This is a genomic window from Liquorilactobacillus sicerae, from assembly GCF_029916425.1.
Taxonomy (GTDB): domain Bacteria; phylum Bacillota; class Bacilli; order Lactobacillales; family Lactobacillaceae; genus Liquorilactobacillus; species Liquorilactobacillus sicerae.
On the sequence record NZ_JAHAVQ010000007.1, the window covers coordinates 1 to 16237 of the forward strand.

The window sequence follows — 16237 nt, forward strand, 5'->3', positions numbered from 1 at the left end:
TGGCAATTCGCTCCCGATCGGCTGTCAATTGCTTATCCATGGCTTCTTGGATGGCTACCGATGGTGTCAATTCATCAATATTGACCCGATCAACATTGATCCCGTAAACGTTCGTTAAATCACCAATAGCTGCAGCCAAGTTAGCATTGATCTTCGACGTTGAGCCAAGTGCATCGGTTAACTCCAACCGGCCAATAATATCTCGCAAATGACCGCGAACTAATTGCGACATTGATTCAACTGAATCTGTATTTTCGTAAGTGTACTTTTGTGCATCAGTTACATGATAGTTTAACGTCACACTGGCTTTAATATCCGCGTTGTCTTTAGTAATCACTGAATATTGTGATAATTTCAATGGTCGCATTGCTAAATTAACCGTTTTAATCCGTTGGAAAAGCGGCAGATAAAAATGCAGTCCGGCATCAACTGTGCGCCGATATTTGCCAAGCGTTTCAACCAAGCCTTGACAATTTTGATGGACTACCCTAAACCCTAACATATAATTTCCCCCCTAGATTGCTTGCAGTTTAAAGATCAACTGGCCGCAAAGTTAAAATATTTCCATTGGCTTCAATAATGATATAATCCTTCTTCGCCTGAAAGTCCGCATTGCCTTCGATCAAATAGCGATAGTAGATACCATCGACTTGAGCCAGCCCATTTTCTGGATCAATCTGCCGGCTAGTCACTGCTTTGCCTAGAAACTGGCGATGTTCCAGTGAAGCTGCTGGCTTAAAAGGCCGCAACTCACGTTCAATCAAGGTAATCAGCAAACTGTTAAGACTGCGATTTTCCTGCTTAGCTCGCTGTTCCAGTTGAGCTTTCAATTTGCTTGGCAAACGCAGCAAAAAAGTTGTCGTTTCTTCTGCCAAAATGATCCTCCTTTCTGCTATCTGATATTACCATGATATCAGTGAAATATTAAAAGTCAATTATTTTCAACACCCGTCAGTAGGCGGTAATATTGATACGCTACTGGCTGTTGCAACTGCAAGAGCATTTCAACCGCTGTTTTGGTTCGCTGCTGACCGCTTTTAAGTTGGACTTCACGAGCCCGGGTTGGCCGACATGTCCCTAAATAAAAGAAGTTTTTACCCTCTGCATCACTTCTTTTGGCAAACAAATGGATCGTTACTTGGTAGTTGTCCTGTTGATCATGCGCCAATAGCTGCTGGACTTCAGGTGAATCAAGATGGCGTGGACTGCGGGTATACCAGCGAATCGTTGCTCGGTCTAAAAAATAGTTAGTATAACTGCCAGCCCGGGCATTTCGGTCAGTATCTTTTTGATAAGTTACGAAGACGGGACAAGCAGTCTGACCAACCCGATAACCATACAGTGGCGCACTAACATCTAACGGCCAGTTCAACAAACGACAGACATCTTTCCGGGTATATTTTTGATAAAGGGTCAATGGTCGTTGTGAGCAATATTGGCTTGAACGCAGCAAGCCCGCGGTCAAGACATCATCCCACAGCCGTTGAAACCAGGGAAGCTCTGTTAACCAATGATACAGTGTCTGATTTAAAATGTAGTAGCCATTTTTTTCGACTACTAAGGGCTGATTGCCATACTTGGCTGCTTGCAATTGTTTACCGGTCTTAACGTGATAAAAATCCAAGTTTAAAACTTTTGCAACTGAGTTTAAAACTGCTTGATCACAATAGCAATTATGCCGCTGCAACAAGGCAAGGTAGTCTTGACGGGCTAAACTCGGCTGGCGGCTAAGTTTTTGCAACAATAATAATTCATGTTGGCGCATTCCATTGATCAGTTCTTTAGTAGCAAAACTGAGCCACTGATCAGCTAAAGGTGGTAAAACCGGCAAAGTTTCTTTCATTTTGGACAAAAATTGATAGTAATTATCAATTTGCTGATTTTGGGCAAAGACTTGGACATCCACCAATTGCTGCCGCGCAAAATCCGCTAAAAGCGGGATACGGCCTAAGCGCTGTTTTAATTGCTGATACGCCTGCCGTAAACGTAAGAAGGCATCTAGTTTAACATGTTGCAACGAGTTATAGATCTGTTGACGGGCCACTTTAGTGAAAGTGATCGTTGACAAGCCCAAAACTGGTTCTAATTCTAAAGTTTGGCGAGCATGATCTTTGTTTAATGAGTGATCCTCAGTTAAAGCTAACGGAATCAAATAGTTATTTTGATAATTTCCTATGAAATCCAAGACTGTCACATATTTTTTCCCGGGCGCCAAACGCAAACCGCGACCCAGTTGTTGCAGGAAAACAATTTGTGATTGTGTATTCCGTAGCATTACAATTTGATTGATCGTTGGGATATCGATCCCCTCATTAAAAATATCAACTGTGACCAAATACTCCAATCGACCAGTTTCTAATTTGTGAACTAAATTTTCGCGCTGACGAATCGAATCAGTTCCGTCAACTGCCCGGGCAGGATGACCGTGATCACTTAAAGCTTGAGCAATCTGCTCGGCTTCCTGACGCCGAGTGCAAAAAATCAAGCCTCGATTTGGCTGAGTCTGATCACGGTAATATTCCAGTTGCGCCAAAATATAATTAACTCGTTTGGGCGCAATTAATTGTCGCAATGGAGCTTTATCCGTCAGCAGCTGGCCCTGGTATTGATAATCCCTGATTCCAATGTAATGAAAAGGGCAAAGCATTTTGGCTGCCAAGGCATCTTTTAAGCGAATCTCGTAGGCAATATTATAATCAAATAATTGAAAAATACTATAATCATCGCTGCGCTCTGGAGTGGCCGTCATCCCTAAACAAAATTGCGGATGAAAATAGGCCAGCAATCGTTGATAACTAGCGGCTCCAGTTCGATGAGCCTCATCAATCAGCAAATAATCAAAAGCTGTTGGGGAAAATTGCTTTAAAACTGCTGGTTTATTGAGCGTTTGAATCGTTGCAAATAAATATTTAGCTGACGTTTGCTGAAAATTACCACTTAAAATACCAAAGTCACTGGCTGGGCCGCCCAAAATTTCACGAAAACTAGCCAACGCCTTTTTTAAAATCTGCTCGCGATGAACCACAAACAACATGCGCTGCGGAGCAAACTGCTGAACATCTAAGGCTCCGAGATAAGTTTTGCCAGTTCCGGTTGCTGAAATCACCAGTCCACGCTGGGCTTTAGTTTGACGCAAGGCTGCTAACTGTTTCAAGGCGCTTTGCTGCATTTGATTAGGTTTGATCGGCCTTTTATCAGCTTGGGATTCAGTCACCAGCGGTGTTACCTTTGATTGATAGCGTTGCTGATAAGCTTTTAACCATTGAACCGTCAGTGGTTGACCAGTTTGCCAGAGTTGGTTTAATTCTTGCTGAACTCGTTGGGTCAAAGTACCTTGCTTTAAAGAATTCAGTTCCAAGCTCCATTCATAGTTCTGTAAAAGCGCGGCACGGGTAAAATTAGCGCTGCCAATAATCATCGTCTGATAAATTGGAGTTTGATGTTCAAAATAGTAGCCTTTGACGTGAAATCCAGCTAAAGGTGAAATTCTAACTGCTAAGTTGGGAATCTTCAATAATTCAGCTAATGCAGCTGGCTGATTAAATGACAAATAATCGGACGTGATCAGTTGGCCGCTAAGCTGCTTTTCAGCTAGATCAGCCATCACTGCTTTAAACGGCGGCAGCATATCAGCTGAAATAAAAGCCACCGCAAAACAAAAGGTCCGGCAAGTTTCCAGTTGCTGGCGCAAGTGTTCCCAAATTGTTTCGGTTGATGAATTCGTTAGCAGTTGCGGTTGCAAATTATTATTTGCGGTCAACTGTTGAGCAGCCAGGCCGCTAACTGCTGCTTGAGCAATCATTTGATCAAAATCCATTTCTTATTATCCATCCATTTTTCATTATTATTTATTCTCAGTATAATGCAAAAAAAATCTCTAAGACAATTCTGCCACTCACAGTTTGACCTAGAGAATTTGATTTAATTATTTTTTATAAGCATACTTATAATTCCATTGCGTACCGGCCGTGTTGTGAATAATTCCTTTTACATCCGATTTTTGCAAATACGAAGTTACCTGCTGATAAATTGGTGTGACTCCTTGATCTTGATTAAAGATTCGCGCAGCCGCCACTAGATCTTGCCAGCGTTTGGTGGAATTATTAGCATCTTGATTTTGAGCTTGCTGGATCAGCGCATCATACTTAGTATTCGAATAGTCGCCATAATTATAAGATGTTCCCGTAACTGGAATCTGTAAAAACGTGATCGGATCATTAAAGTCTCCACCCCAGCCTGACAAGTAAAGATCAAAATCACCTTTTTGAGCCTTTTGCAAAGCATTATTTCCCGGAACACTGCGAATTGTGATCGACAAGCCCGGCAAAACTTTTGCATATTGCGATTGCAAATATTGAGCCACCACACTACTACTGCTATCATCATTTGATGCCAGCAAAGTCAATTTTAACTTTTTGAGACCAGTTTCTTGCAAAGCTTTTTCCCAGTATTTTTTGGCTAAAGTCGGCCGGTAAGCAACCGTGTTCTTAACGGTCTGTTGATCAGCAAAGTCTTTCCCCGTCTGTGGATCATCCGCTAAGCCTTTAGCGACAAAACCTTTTGGCAGATACGAACCATCCCCTAAAACCTTTTTGGTCAGGACCTGACGATCGATTGCCAATGACAAAGCTAACCGTAAATTACGATTATTCAAAGCTTGGCGTTTTTGTGAATCATGATCCTTAAAATTGTAAGCCAGATATGAAATATATGAATATGGATAGGCCATCAAGACTTTGAAGTAAGCAATCGGTTTATCCAATTTAATAACAACGGTTTGTTGATTCGGTGCACTGATCCCGATTTGATAGACTGCTAATTCTTTTTGTAAAGTCGCCTGATGTAAAATCAACTGAGGTATTTCTGTCTAATGTTCTTTTGCCCATTCAGGAACAATGTTCAAATTTCAAACAATTAATAAAGGAACCATAATTTTTATAACTAGCGGTTTATTAATGATTAGCTACTTATTTTTTCTGATGCCTTTTTTCATAAATCTATTACAAATCACCCTCGCCTGACATGAATGGTTATAAAACTAATAAATACTTCAAAAATCAAGCATTTAACCTTTTATTCATATTTTTTTTGCAAATATTTTTTTGATATTTAGATGATAATCAATTATAATTATCTCATCTTAACTTAAGGAGGTTTTTATAATGTGTACATCGATGACAATCAAATCCCGTGATGGGCATTACTTTTTTGGGCGAACACTAGATTGTTTTCCGCATTTTCTAGATGATGACCCCCGTTTTCAAGCACAAATGTCGATTTTTCCTAAAGGTACTCAGCTTCAAGGACAATTAGAAACTTGGCAAACAAAATACACACTCGGTTTAATGAACATCAAAAATACCATTGCTTGTTACGATGGTTTCAACGAAGCTGGTTTAGCTGGTGGTCTAAATGCTTTAGGTGAATGTACTTGGGCTGATCAAGCTGAAATCAAAGCTGCTGGATTATCTCCATTGATGGGCGAAGAGGTCATTACTTACATGCTGAGCCATTACAAATCTGTCGCTGAAATCAAAGCTGATTTTCAAAAATATGCTTTAGCTGATGTTGAATTTGCCTCAGCAGTCAACAGCAACATCTTTAAAAAAATTCCTTCACACTACATCTTCGTTGATCCTTCTGGTGATAGCATCATTCTTGAACCAGTCAATCATGGGCGCTTCAAGCTTTATAACAGCATTGGTGTTATGACTAATAGTCCTGAATATGACTGGCAGGTTACTAATTTGCGCAACTATGTTCAACTTCAAGGCTATAATGCTGGCAATACTCAGCTAACAGCAACTACCACTAATAGCAATATTCTCTTAAATGAAATTGGTTATGGCTCCGGTCTGCTGGGCTTGCCGGGGGACTATACTTCAACTTCTCGGTTTGTGCGAGCAGCTTTTCTGACCCGCTACATCGATGAGTTTGACAGCCAAGATGGTATCAATGTTTTGTTTAATACTTTTACGACTGTTATGGTTCCAAAGGGCATCGAACATGTTTCAGCAACTTCAACTGCCAGCGATAGTACTCTTTATTGGTCAGGTTATGATCTTTTTGAAAAGACGTTCTACGTCAAGAGTGCTAAATCAAATACTTGGCGCAAAAATAAAATTACTGATTTTGAAACCATAACTCATTTCGAAATTCCTCAGGAAAATGTCTTTGCTTAATTTTTTAGACTTTGCATTTTGATAATCATTGGCAAAAGAGTTGCCCACTGCTTAACTGTCAGTAAGTAATTCTTTGCCGATTTTTTATTTTAAATAATTTGGATTAACTAGGTCTTTTTCAATCACCTTGGTTGGAATTACGAATTTGGGATTGCCCATATAACCAAGAGCAATCGCAAATTGATTAAAAACAATTACCAACTGATGCCGGCGATTAAGATAAAGTGTATGAGCCGCTCGTAAAATTGACCCTTTGACTCCTTCATTTTCAGCCAGATCTTTTTTCGTCCAATAGGTTTTAATAGATGATTTGGCTGTTTGATCTGATGCTAAGTTTCATTGCTAATCGTTGTTAAATAAGCTTGATTTTTAAACAATAATGGCAGACTTAAAATCGTTTTTGCTTTTTTATCAATCACATCATATTTGACAGTTGTTACTGAATCAGCTTTAGCCTCTGTCGTTTGTCGTTTAATAACTAAGAAACGCTGATCAACGACTACTTTTTGATAATCGCTAGTAACTGTCAGTTTTTCATTTTTATTTTGTTTGATCTCTTTTTCTACTTGCTGATATTTTCGTTGAGCATCGGCTAAGTAACGCCGATTCAAAGAATGGATCGCAGCACTTTTTGAATTAATTTGGGGGAACTTTAATTTTAATTTTGATTTGAAAATTAGGAGCTTTCGCTTGAAATTCAGCCCTCGTTATAACGTGAACCATTCGGCCGAAAATTGGTATTTTAGCTGTTGCTGAACGCCAAGAAGCTATTGAAGCGATCAACAACCCACCAAGGCTGTCACTATAACTGTACCGGTTAATTTGCCCCAAAGCTTGAAACGCTGCTGGCGCTGATGCTTTCTGGCCTCCAGCTGAAATAATTGTTGAATTTTCTGTCCAATTTTGTCAGAAATTGCAACTGACTGATAAGCTGCTTTTAACACACTTAAAATATCTTTAGTAAATATCATCTAACGTCCTCCCTTCTCTGGAATCTGACGCAATTCGTTTAAGGCACGGTATTGAGTTTTAACCGTATTGACGTTCAAGTTCAAAATTGTTCCAATTTCTTGAAGCGTAAAACCCTCAAAAAATTTTAAAATGATGATCTCTTTTGCCGGACTATCCAACAAATCAATAATTTTCTGTAACTCACGTCTTGTAATCTGCGGAGTGGACAGCATCATTTTTCCAATTCAAAATTTGCCTTGATTGGTTGATGCTGCTGTGTCCGCCAAAAATCACAACAAGAATTGATCAGAGTTCGATAATACCAAGCAACTGGATCATTAATCACCAAATCAGGCTGTTGATCAATGGCTTTTAAAGCTTTATTAAAACTAGTTTGCAAAACATCAAGCGTATCTTGTAGACGATAGGTATAGTTCAAAGCTATTCGATACATTTTGGAATATTTTGTCTGAACTAATTCCTCCAACTGATTAATAGCTTGTTTACGCTGGCACCTTTTTTGAAATTGATTGAAAATATTTCTCAACGACTTTCTGGTTCCTAATAATTAAGACGTTGCTAACTCCTAAAAAGTTTGCCGGATTTAGTGGAAAAAATATCGCTAATATTTTCTCATTGAATAATTCGTTTGCGAGTTAAAATGATTTTTTTTAAATAACTAGGCAATTACTGAGATTGGTGCTACTATTAATATGTACAACCGGTTGTACATTAATTGAAAGGAATTCAATCAATTGATCGATGATTTTTGTTTACAAAGACAACTAATAAAATTAGGCAATCAATTAAGCAATCGCCGCCAAGCTGACTTGCTGGCACATGATTTAACTGCTAGTCAATCCGAAATTCTGCTCTATTTTGCCGATCACCCAGGACATTTAGTCAGTCATTTAAAGAATCATTTGCGAGTCAGCCATCAAGCCGCACAAAAGTTAGTTATGAAATTACGCCAGCGCCAACTGCTAATGATCAAAGTCGACCCAACTGATGCCCGACAGCATCAAATTTATTTGACCAAAGCGGGGAAGCTCTTAGTCCAAGAATTGAAACAACACGGGACCTTTGCTGGTCAAGAACTTCTGGCTGCTTTAACTGAACAACAAAAAGACCAGTTAGCTCACTTGATTTCCCTATTATTGCAATCCAAAAAATAAAAGGAAGCAACTATATGTTTAAAAAATTTAATTTATTGCGCCGCTATGTTTTGTTTATTTTTGGTTTATTTTTAAATGCAATTGGGGTAGCTTTGATCACCAAGGCCAATTTAGGAACTTCGCCGATTGCTGCGATCCCGTATAGTTTGTCGCTTGTTTTACCGCATTTTTCACTGGGTCAATGGACGATCATTTTCAGCATGCTTCTGATTATTTGCCAGATTTTTTTGGATAAATGGCCGCTCAATTGGGTACAGTTGGGCTGGCAAACGATTATTTCTTTTATTTTTGGCAACTGCATCGATTGGGCGATGAATTGCTTAAAAAATCTGAATCCGGTTTTTTATTGGCAATCTTTACTTTATTTGCTGCTTGGTTGTTTAATCATTGCCGGCGGAGCTTATTTAGAAGTAATCGCCGATGTCGTTATGTTGCCTGGTGATGCCTTTGTCCGAGCCATCTGCCACCATTGGACATACGAATATGGACAAGTCCGTGTCTGTTCGGATATTTCAATGTCGCTTTTGGGAGCTATCATTTGTTTGGTTTGGCTACACAACTTAAAAGGCGTTCGTGAGGGAACCTTGATTTCAGCTTTATTGGTCGGTAGTTTGGTCAAATTGCTGACCAAGAAGCTGCAGCCTTTAACCAGTTGGCTATTGACTGGCAAATTCAAAACATTTTAAAGCCAATTAGCAAGTTTAGGCTCATAAATCCCAGCTTTCAAGATGGTTTGGTTGCCGGTCTCGACTCTTGTTTCATTTTTTCACGAGCAGACAATTTAAAACTTTCAGATTTCTTAATTGCACAGTTAAAGCGGTCAGAGAAAAATAATTTTCCTCCAGCCGCTTATTTTATAACTAATCAGTTAGATGCTTTTGAATAAACTCTTTGACTGGTAATCTAAAATCTAAGTAAGATTTTTCTAGTTTAGCTCGTGACCAGTCCCACCAAGCAATCTTTTCTAAATCTGTTTTGACTTCAGCTGAAAAACGATCTTTAATTGGTTTGGCAGGCACACCGCCAACAATCGTATATGGGGCAACATCATGCGTTACGACCGCACCAGAACCGATCACAGCTCCGTTGCCAACTGTCAGGCCAGCTTGAATGATCGCTCCATGACCAATCCAGACATCATTGCCAATTGTTGTGCGAATGGCCTTACGCTTTTCCAAAAAATCAACATCGGTTTGGTCAAAACCATAAGCACTGCCATTATAAGCAAAAACATGCTGAGAAACCCGATCATAAGGATGATTGGTTGGTCCGATTCGGACTTGAGCAGCAATGCTAATAAACTTTTTTAAATTACTGTTTTGCATAAAACAATACTGTCCAGTATAATCATAATCACCAATTGTACAATTATCGATCAAATTACTGGCACCTAATTCGACCCATTGACCTAAAGTTGTTCGTTTAAGTTGAGTACCTTGTCCAATCACTGGTTTATCGGCTGATAATTTAGGAAAATCAATATGCATCTTTGCCAGACCCTCTTTTCAAAATGATTTATAATCGACACTTTCATCGTTATTTTAAAGGAGCGAGCGCCATGTATAAAGTAAAAACAATTGATCAGTTTCCACTGACGGCTTTAGCAACTGACTTTCTTGAGCTAACTGATCAAGAATCTGCTGATGCAATTTTAGTCCGCAGCTCAAAAGTTTCTAATGATCTGATCAGGCCGGAACTTTTGGCCATTGCTCGAGCTGGCAGTGGTGTCAACACCATCAACTTGGCAGCCTGTACTAAAAATGGAACCGTCGTTTTCAATACTCCCGGCGCTAATGCTAACGCTGTCAAAGAATTGATCATTCAATGTCTTTTCAACTGCGTCCGGCCATTAAATCTAGCAGTTAAAATGACTGCCGATCTTCGAGCACAGCCGACTGAAGACTTGCAAGTTTTGGCCGAAAAGCAGCGGAAAAACTACTTGGGGCATGAACTATATGGCAAAACGATCGGCATCCTTGGCTTGGGAACGATTGGGCAACGTCTGGCTGAAACTTGCTACCAATTAGGGATGCAAGTCATCGGTTATAATCGCAGCTTTAAAAGTCTGCCGCACATTCTGCAATTGCCAAGGGTCGAGGAGATTCTAACATTAGCTGATTTTGTAGTTGTTTTATTGCCTTTGACTGATCAAACCCGCCATTTTTTGACAAGCCATCATTTTAAGTTAATGAAAAAAACTGCTTTTTTATTGAACTTTGGCCGTAATCAAATCGTTGATAATCAAGCTTTGCTCACTGCTTTAGCGAATGATGAATTTGCTGGTTATATTACTGATTTTCCCAAAAGCGAGCTGCAAAATCAACCTAAAATAACTTTGTTGCCGCATCTTGGCGGCAATACTGCCGAAGCTTTGACCTCAAGTACTAATTTAGCCTTGCAAAGCCTGTTGAATTTTTTAGAAAGCGGTACAATTCAACAGGCCGTCAATTTCCCAACGGTTGATTTGCCTTTTGATAGTCCACAACGAATCACACTTTATTTTGCCAATCGCAAAACACTTTGGAATGAAATTACTCAAACTCTTAGCAGCTATGGTCTGCCAGTTAATGAAATGGCCGGCAACACAACTAAAGAAGGCTATAGTTATTCCTTAATCAATACCGATTTAAGCGCTTGCAATTTGCATCAAATCTTACAGCTGAAAACAGATTTAGAAAAAATTCCCGGGATGATCCGTGTCCGATTGTTGGACAGTCCGGCAAATATCATCCAAACCATTAATTGATTTTTATACTTAAGTACTAAAAATTCTGTTTTCTTGAAAGCTATTTGGCTATAATCAGCAGTGAGGTGATATTTTTGGACACAAAACAAAAAATTACAATTTTAGAAAAGCTAATTAAATTCAAAACGATTAATGATCATGAAACTCAAGCAGCTAATTATTTAGCAGAATTATTTGCACCCTATCCACAAGCTAAAGTTCAACGATTAACTTATGCTCCTGGTCGTGACAATTTAGCGGTCACAATTGGTGAAAGTGGTCCAATCTTAGGTTTATCCGGTCATTTAGACGTCGTTGCCCCTGGAAACCTCGCAGATTGGCAAAGCGATCCCTTTATACCTGAAATCCGTGCTGGAAAACTCTACGGTCGCGGTGCTGCCGATATGAAAAGCGGATTAGCAGCAATTGTCGTAGCAATGCTGGAACTGTTAACAAAAAAGCAGCCATTAGCTGGAAGAATTCGCTTACTAGCAACTGTTGGAGAAGAAACCGGTGAATATGGTGCTGCCCAATTGACAAAAGCCGGTTTTGCCGATCATTTAGCCGGACTGCTGATTGCTGAACCAACTGATAATTTTAAAAAACTGATTTATACTTCACGCGGGGTAATCGACTATCGAGTAATTTCAATTGGCAAAGCTGCTCATTCAGCTCGTCCACAATTTGGAATTAATGCCATCGACAATCTCTTGACCTTTTATCGTGAATTAAAAATCCGCTTTGCTAAATTCACCAAAGTTGATCCAGTTTTAGGCGGCATTACTCACAATATCACAAAAATCAACGGTGGCGAACAAGTTAACAGTATTCCTTCTAAAGCCCAAATGATGGGCAACATTAGAACAATTCCGGCTTATCCTAATCAAGTCTTTTATGATACAATGGAAAGCTTGATCAATGAACTAAATCAAAAGCCTGGTTTTAAACTTTCGTTGACCTATAGTTTTCCAGAAGAAGCTATTTTTGGAACGCCTGATTCGCCGATCATTCAAACAGCCCAAAAAGTTTATCAACAATTGTTTGGCCATCCTGTCGAAGTCACAGGCAGTCTTGGAGCTAACGATGGTGCTGAGTTTTTGCAAGCCAAGGGAGACTTCAATAGTATTGAATTAGGGCCAGGCTCGCAGACTTCGCATCAAAGCAATGAATATGTTGAAGTCAATACTTATCTGCAAGCAATTGATTTTTATCAACAATTTGCAATTGAATTTTTAAAGGAACAAAAATAACAGTGAGCACCTTCTCCACGTATAAAATTCTTGCAAAACACAAATAAAAAGCCATCAGCAAAAATATCAGCCGTTGACCAAAGGTGCACGGGTTTGCCAGATATAGTGTGATCAGCAATATCCAGCCAGTGATCGCCATCTTACCACGGCCCAATGTAGTCGCAAAGCTCTATCAAAGCATCTTCGGCGTTAACCATTGTCCCAGTAGTGATTGTGTTGGCGTAGTCTTCTTGGAGTTGGCTTCGATTGTTGATTGTCAAGATTCTCATTGGGACTCCTTTCATTTTTAAAATTCACGTTTCAAACATCATAGTGTGATATAATGATGTTTGAAACGTGAGGTGGAAATGATGTTCGATTTAATAGAAAAATTCATGAAGCAAAATAATGGTCAAGTAACGACCGAGGATGTAAAAAAACTTGGCATCAACCCGCATCTACTTATTGATCTTGCAAATCGTGGCAAGTTGGAGCGCGTAGGGCGTGGCGTGTATATTGACCCAGCAATATTTGAAGACGACATGTACATCCTTCAATATCGTTTTAGCAAAGGCGTCTATTACAAAGACACGGCACTGTTTTTACACAACATGATCGATCGCACACCAGATCGCTACCAAATGAACTTTCCCCGTGGCTACAATCCAAGTTCGCTCGGTGAGTTCCCGGTACGGGTATATCATCAGAAGATCGAATGGCACGAACTGGGTGTGGAAGAAGTGCTCTCGCCGGGTCAACATAAGGTGAGAGTATATAATGTCGAACGGACACTTTGTGATATATTGCGAACGCGCGATCCATCAGATTCGGAAACTATCCGTCAGGCGATGATTAGCTACTCGCAGCTAAAGCAAAAGGACATTGGGCGGTTAGTACGCTATGCGGACCTCTTCAAAGTCAGAGAAAAAATCAACAACTACATGGAGGTGCTACTATGAAACTTGGTTTTACTAATGGGCAACAGTTCAAAGCAAAAGTGCGCAACCTAGCGAAAGAAAAACAAATCGATCCTCAAATATTGATGCAAGAGGTAGCATTAGACGAAATTGTGGATAGAATCTCCCATTCACCTTATCGGGACAACTTGATCCTCAAAGGCGGTTTTTTGATTGCATCCATGCTGGGCGTTGATACTCGGTCAACACGTGACGTCGATACCTCGGTCAAGGGTTTGCCAGTAACAAAAGGGGAGATTTTCAAGGTGTTTACGGCCATTGCTGACATGAACGAGCCGGATAGCGACGTGACAATTAAGATTGTTAAGATTGACGATATTCGTGTTACCGCAGATTATGCCGGATTTCGCATTCATATCGAAGCAAAAATCTATAACAGCGTTGTGGAAACGAAGATTGATGTTTCAACTGGAGATACCATAACTCCCCGTGAAATTTCATGGCATCATCACACGATCTTCAACGACCAAAGCATCATGATCATGGCCTACAATATGGAGACCATTCTTGCCGAGAAACTCGAATCAGTGGTTGTGCGTCAAGAACTTAACTCACGCATGAAAGACTTCTATGACTTGTATCTGTTCGATAAGATGCAACGACAGAATATTGATTTCAAAGTCTTAAAAGATGCATTGCAGGCGACAGCAGAACTTCGTGGTTCGGAAGCCTTATTGCCGCGATACACAGAAATTATCACGACATTGCGTGGATCTGTCCTATTGAAACAGCGTTGGGAGAAGTACCGAGTGGCCAATGTTTACAGTGAGAATGTCACTTATGAAGCCACCTGTGACGCTGCGCTGGATTTATATGACCTATGCTGAGCGCACAAAAAAAGCTACCCATTCCGAAGGATAGATAGCCTAATTACTCAAACTATATCAAATTTAAAATCAACTACTTCATTTACCAGTACTTTTTGAAAAAAACTTCTAAAAAATATTTATCATGATTATTTGATCATGTCGCAGTTTAATTATTATCGATCACTATTTTGAAATACCTGTCAACGATAATAACTGCTGATACATTTCTGGACGACGGTCACGAAAAACGCCCCAGTCGCGACGATCATGATCAGCTTGTTTTAAATCAAGATCAGCTATGATATAGCCAGCTGTTTTTTCATCAGCCCGCATTAAGATTTTACCAAATTGGTCAGTGATAAAAGATGAACCATAAAATGTCATTTCATTTTTATCAACTTCCGTGCCGATCCGATTGCTGACGACGATCGGAACCAAATTAGCTGCTGATTGGCCTTGAATCGTCCGCTGCCAATGTGGTTGCGTATTGCGTTTCAAAACCGATTCACTGCCGATCGCTGTTGGAAAGAAAATGATTTGTGCTCCCATTAAGGTCAAGATCCGGGTCGTCTCCGGAAACCATTGATCCCAGCAGATTCCAGCCCCCAAGCAGCCATATTTAGTCTGCCAAACTTTAAAGCCAGTATTTCCGGGTGAAAAATAGAATTTCTCTTCATAATTAGTCCCGGTTGGCAAATGAATCTTGCGATAAACATCCAAAATTCTGCCGTCTGCATCAATCATGACTAAAGAATTAAAGAAGTTATTACCGTCACGCTCAAAAAAACTGATTGGCAAAACGACTGATAATTTGCGAGCTAAAAACGAAAACTTGGCAATTGCTGAGCTTTCATTCAAAGGAGTTGCCAGATCAAAATAGTGATATTTTTCTTGATGGCAAAAATATGGTGTTTCAAACAACTCCTGTAGTAAAATTATCTTCGCACCCGCTTGGGCAGCAGCCGTCACTAATTTTTCAGCTGTTGCTAAATTATCACTGATCTTTTCACTGCAACTCATTTGAGTTGCTGCAACTTTGATTTTTTCCATTTGATCACTGCCCTTTGAAATCAACGTCTAGTTAAAGTCGGAACCTGCTGCGTAATGCAGTGAATATTACCACCGCCTAGCAAAATCTCACGGGTATTCAGCTGTACGATCTGGCGTTTAGGGAATAAATCTTGAAACTGGTCTTTGGCTAATTCATCTTCTGGGACACCAAAAGCTGGTAAGATCAAGCCCCCATTGCAAAAATAGAAATTAATGTAAGAAGCTGGTAAGTAATCACCAGCTTTGCGCGATTTAGCATTTGTTGTTTGATCAATCCCGGCAGCTTCTGTCGCCGAAATCTTCAAACTAGTCGGAATGATGACCTGCTGGATCTCAAGTGATCTACCCTGAGCATCAAAATTTTTCTGCAAATATTGATAATCAGCTAAAGAGTAACCATACTGCTTAGAATCATGATCTTCTGGCCAACCTAAAACAACAACACCTGGACGGATAAAGGCACATATATTATCAACATGTCCATTGGTTTCATCTTGGTCTAAGCCATATGGCAGCCATAAAACCTTTTGCACATTCAAGTAGTCTTTCAAAATTTGTTCGATCTGGGCTTGGGACAATTTGGGATTACGACCAGCACTAAGTAGACAACTTTTGGTCACAATTGCTGTTCCTTGACCATCAACTTGAAAAGAACCACCTTCCAAAACAAAGTCCGGCAAAAAATATTCATCGACTTGTTCTAATTCACTGATTTTTTGAGCGACCTGATCATCAAGATCCCAGGGAAAATACAAACCATCAACCAAACCACCCCATGCATTAAAACGCCAATTGATACTGCGCAGCTGTTTTTGATCATTTATCAGAAAAGTTGGCCCACAATCCCGACACCAAGCGTCATTGCTTGACATTTCAATTACTTGCACACTGTCAGGCAACATTGCGCGGGCATTAAGAAACTGCTCAGCGTTGGTCAACATTGTTACTGGTTCAAAGTGACTGATTGCCTCAGCAACTTGAGCAAAAATCTTTTGAGCAGGTTTAGCTCCGTTGCGCCAGGTATCAGTCCGCTTTGGCCAAATCAAGTATGTTCGTTTATGTGGTTCAAATTCAGCTGGAAAATACCAGCCGTCGTTCTTAGGGGTCGTCGTTAGTTTCATTTTTGATCCTTTCTGTCA

The 16237-nt window shown here is 39.9% G+C and carries 17 protein-coding genes and 1 pseudogene; 7 read left to right on the top strand and 11 right to left on the bottom strand.

From position 1 onward, the window contains the following. The 4 genes and pseudogenes from KH893_RS05780 to KH893_RS05795 all read right to left on the bottom strand — a co-directional run. Positions 1-502 (bottom strand): SPFH domain-containing protein (locus KH893_RS05780; protein ID WP_281165203.1); only part of this gene is annotated, 502 nt, incomplete at its 3' end. 28 nt (positions 503-530) lie between these two features. Continuing rightward, a complete protein-coding gene (locus KH893_RS05785) occupies positions 531-875 on the bottom strand; it encodes an Arc family DNA-binding protein (RefSeq protein WP_281165204.1) in 345 nt (114 codons plus the stop codon). 56 nt (positions 876-931) lie between these two features. Further along, positions 932-3817 (bottom strand): DUF3427 domain-containing protein, encoded by a 2886-nt coding sequence (locus KH893_RS05790; RefSeq protein ID WP_281165205.1) that lies wholly within the window; start codon positions 3815-3817, stop codon positions 932-934. Positions 3818-3925: 108 nt separating this feature from the next. Continuing rightward, a pseudogene (locus tag KH893_RS05795) lies at positions 3926-4723 on the bottom strand (ABC transporter substrate-binding protein); the annotation flags it as partial. A 439-nt stretch (positions 4724-5162) separates the two neighbouring features. Between KH893_RS05795 and KH893_RS05800 the strand changes: the two are divergent. Next, positions 5163-6182 carry a linear amide C-N hydrolase gene (locus tag KH893_RS05800; RefSeq protein WP_281165206.1) on the top strand — a complete coding sequence of 340 codons (1020 nt, stop codon included), beginning with the start codon at positions 5163-5165 and terminating at the stop codon, positions 6180-6182. A gap of 329 nt (positions 6183-6511) precedes the next feature. On the opposite strand, the gene KH893_RS05805 is transcribed toward KH893_RS05800, so the two are convergent. The 4 genes from KH893_RS05805 to KH893_RS05820 form a co-directional block, all read right to left on the bottom strand. Next, complete coding sequence (locus KH893_RS05805; protein ID WP_281165207.1) at positions 6512-6793, bottom strand: hypothetical protein; 282 nt, start codon at positions 6791-6793, stop codon at positions 6512-6514. A gap of 168 nt (positions 6794-6961) precedes the next feature. Continuing rightward, positions 6962-7153 (bottom strand): hypothetical protein, encoded by a 192-nt coding sequence (locus tag KH893_RS05810; protein WP_281165208.1) that lies wholly within the window; start codon positions 7151-7153, stop codon positions 6962-6964. Beyond that, positions 7154-7369 (bottom strand): RNA polymerase sigma factor, encoded by a 216-nt coding sequence (locus KH893_RS05815; protein ID WP_281165209.1) that lies wholly within the window; start codon positions 7367-7369, stop codon positions 7154-7156. Further along, positions 7366-7680, bottom strand: a complete 315-nt coding sequence (locus KH893_RS05820; protein WP_281165210.1) for an RNA polymerase sigma factor — start codon at positions 7678-7680, stop codon at positions 7366-7368. The genes KH893_RS05815 and KH893_RS05820 overlap by 4 nt, the downstream gene beginning before the upstream one ends. A 208-nt stretch (positions 7681-7888) precedes the next feature. Between KH893_RS05820 and KH893_RS05825 the strand changes: the two genes are divergently transcribed. Both KH893_RS05825 and KH893_RS05830 read left to right on the top strand, forming a co-directional pair. Then, entirely contained in the window at positions 7889-8308 is a 420-nt protein-coding gene (locus tag KH893_RS05825; protein ID WP_281165211.1) for a MarR family winged helix-turn-helix transcriptional regulator, read from the top strand. Between the two features lie 14 nt (positions 8309-8322). Then, positions 8323-8994 (top strand): YczE/YyaS/YitT family protein, encoded by a 672-nt coding sequence (locus KH893_RS05830; protein WP_281165212.1) that lies wholly within the window; start codon positions 8323-8325, stop codon positions 8992-8994. A gap of 174 nt (positions 8995-9168) precedes the next feature. On the opposite strand, the gene KH893_RS05835 is transcribed toward KH893_RS05830, so the two are convergent. Beyond that, positions 9169-9795, bottom strand: a complete 627-nt coding sequence (locus tag KH893_RS05835) for an LbetaH domain-containing protein (RefSeq protein ID WP_281165213.1) — start codon at positions 9793-9795, stop codon at positions 9169-9171. Positions 9796-9866: 71 nt separating this feature from the next. Between KH893_RS05835 and KH893_RS05840 the strand changes: the two genes are divergently transcribed. The 4 genes from KH893_RS05840 (at position 9867) to KH893_RS05855 (ending at position 14066) form a co-directional block, all read left to right on the top strand. Further along, entirely contained in the window at positions 9867-11054 is a 1188-nt protein-coding gene (locus KH893_RS05840; RefSeq protein ID WP_281165214.1) for an NAD(P)-dependent oxidoreductase, read from the top strand. 74 nt (positions 11055-11128) lie between these two features. Continuing rightward, positions 11129-12283, top strand: a complete 1155-nt coding sequence (locus KH893_RS05845; RefSeq protein WP_281165215.1) for an ArgE/DapE family deacylase — start codon at positions 11129-11131, stop codon at positions 12281-12283. A 350-nt stretch (positions 12284-12633) separates the two neighbouring features. Next, positions 12634-13221, top strand: coding sequence for a type IV toxin-antitoxin system AbiEi family antitoxin domain-containing protein (locus tag KH893_RS05850; RefSeq protein ID WP_281165329.1), 588 nt, complete (start codon positions 12634-12636; stop codon positions 13219-13221). Beyond that, entirely contained in the window at positions 13218-14066 is an 849-nt protein-coding gene (locus tag KH893_RS05855) for a nucleotidyl transferase AbiEii/AbiGii toxin family protein (protein WP_281165216.1), read from the top strand. The genes KH893_RS05850 and KH893_RS05855 overlap by 4 nt, the downstream gene beginning before the upstream one ends. A gap of 165 nt (positions 14067-14231) precedes the next feature. On the opposite strand, the gene aguB is transcribed toward KH893_RS05855, so the two are convergent. Together aguB and aguA are read right to left on the bottom strand one after the other, a co-directional pair. Further along, positions 14232-15098 (bottom strand): N-carbamoylputrescine amidase, encoded by an 867-nt coding sequence (gene aguB / locus KH893_RS05860; protein WP_281165217.1) that lies wholly within the window; start codon positions 15096-15098, stop codon positions 14232-14234. 20 nt (positions 15099-15118) lie between these two features. Beyond that, entirely contained in the window at positions 15119-16219 is a 1101-nt protein-coding gene (aguA, locus tag KH893_RS05865; protein ID WP_281165218.1) for an agmatine deiminase, read from the bottom strand. Positions 16220-16237 lie beyond the last annotated feature (18 nt).

What these genes read in the sequence shown, in the direction of transcription:
- KH893_RS05790 (WP_281165205.1), bottom strand. Translation starts at nt 3,817, where the DNA reads ATGGATTTTGATCAAATGATTGCTCAAGCAGCAGTTAGCGGCCTGGCT.
- KH893_RS05800 (WP_281165206.1), top strand. Translation starts at nt 5,163, where the DNA reads ATGTGTACATCGATGACAATCAAATCCCGTGATGGGCATTACTTTTTT.
- KH893_RS05810 (WP_281165208.1), bottom strand. Translation starts at nt 7,153, where the DNA reads ATGATATTTACTAAAGATATTTTAAGTGTGTTAAAAGCAGCTTATCAG.
- KH893_RS05815 (WP_281165209.1), bottom strand. Translation starts at nt 7,369, where the DNA reads ATGATGCTGTCCACTCCGCAGATTACAAGACGTGAGTTACAGAAAATT.
- KH893_RS05830 (WP_281165212.1), top strand. Translation starts at nt 8,323, where the DNA reads ATGTTTAAAAAATTTAATTTATTGCGCCGCTATGTTTTGTTTATTTTT.
- KH893_RS05835 (WP_281165213.1), bottom strand. Translation starts at nt 9,795, where the DNA reads ATGCATATTGATTTTCCTAAATTATCAGCCGATAAACCAGTGATTGGA.
- KH893_RS05840 (WP_281165214.1), top strand. Translation starts at nt 9,867, where the DNA reads ATGTATAAAGTAAAAACAATTGATCAGTTTCCACTGACGGCTTTAGCA.
- KH893_RS05850 (WP_281165329.1), top strand. Translation starts at nt 12,634, where the DNA reads ATGTTCGATTTAATAGAAAAATTCATGAAGCAAAATAATGGTCAAGTA.
- KH893_RS05855 (WP_281165216.1), top strand. Translation starts at nt 13,218, where the DNA reads ATGAAACTTGGTTTTACTAATGGGCAACAGTTCAAAGCAAAAGTGCGC.
- aguB (WP_281165217.1), bottom strand. Translation starts at nt 15,098, where the DNA reads ATGGAAAAAATCAAAGTTGCAGCAACTCAAATGAGTTGCAGTGAAAAG.
- aguA (WP_281165218.1), bottom strand. Translation starts at nt 16,219, where the DNA reads ATGAAACTAACGACGACCCCTAAGAACGACGGCTGGTATTTTCCAGCT.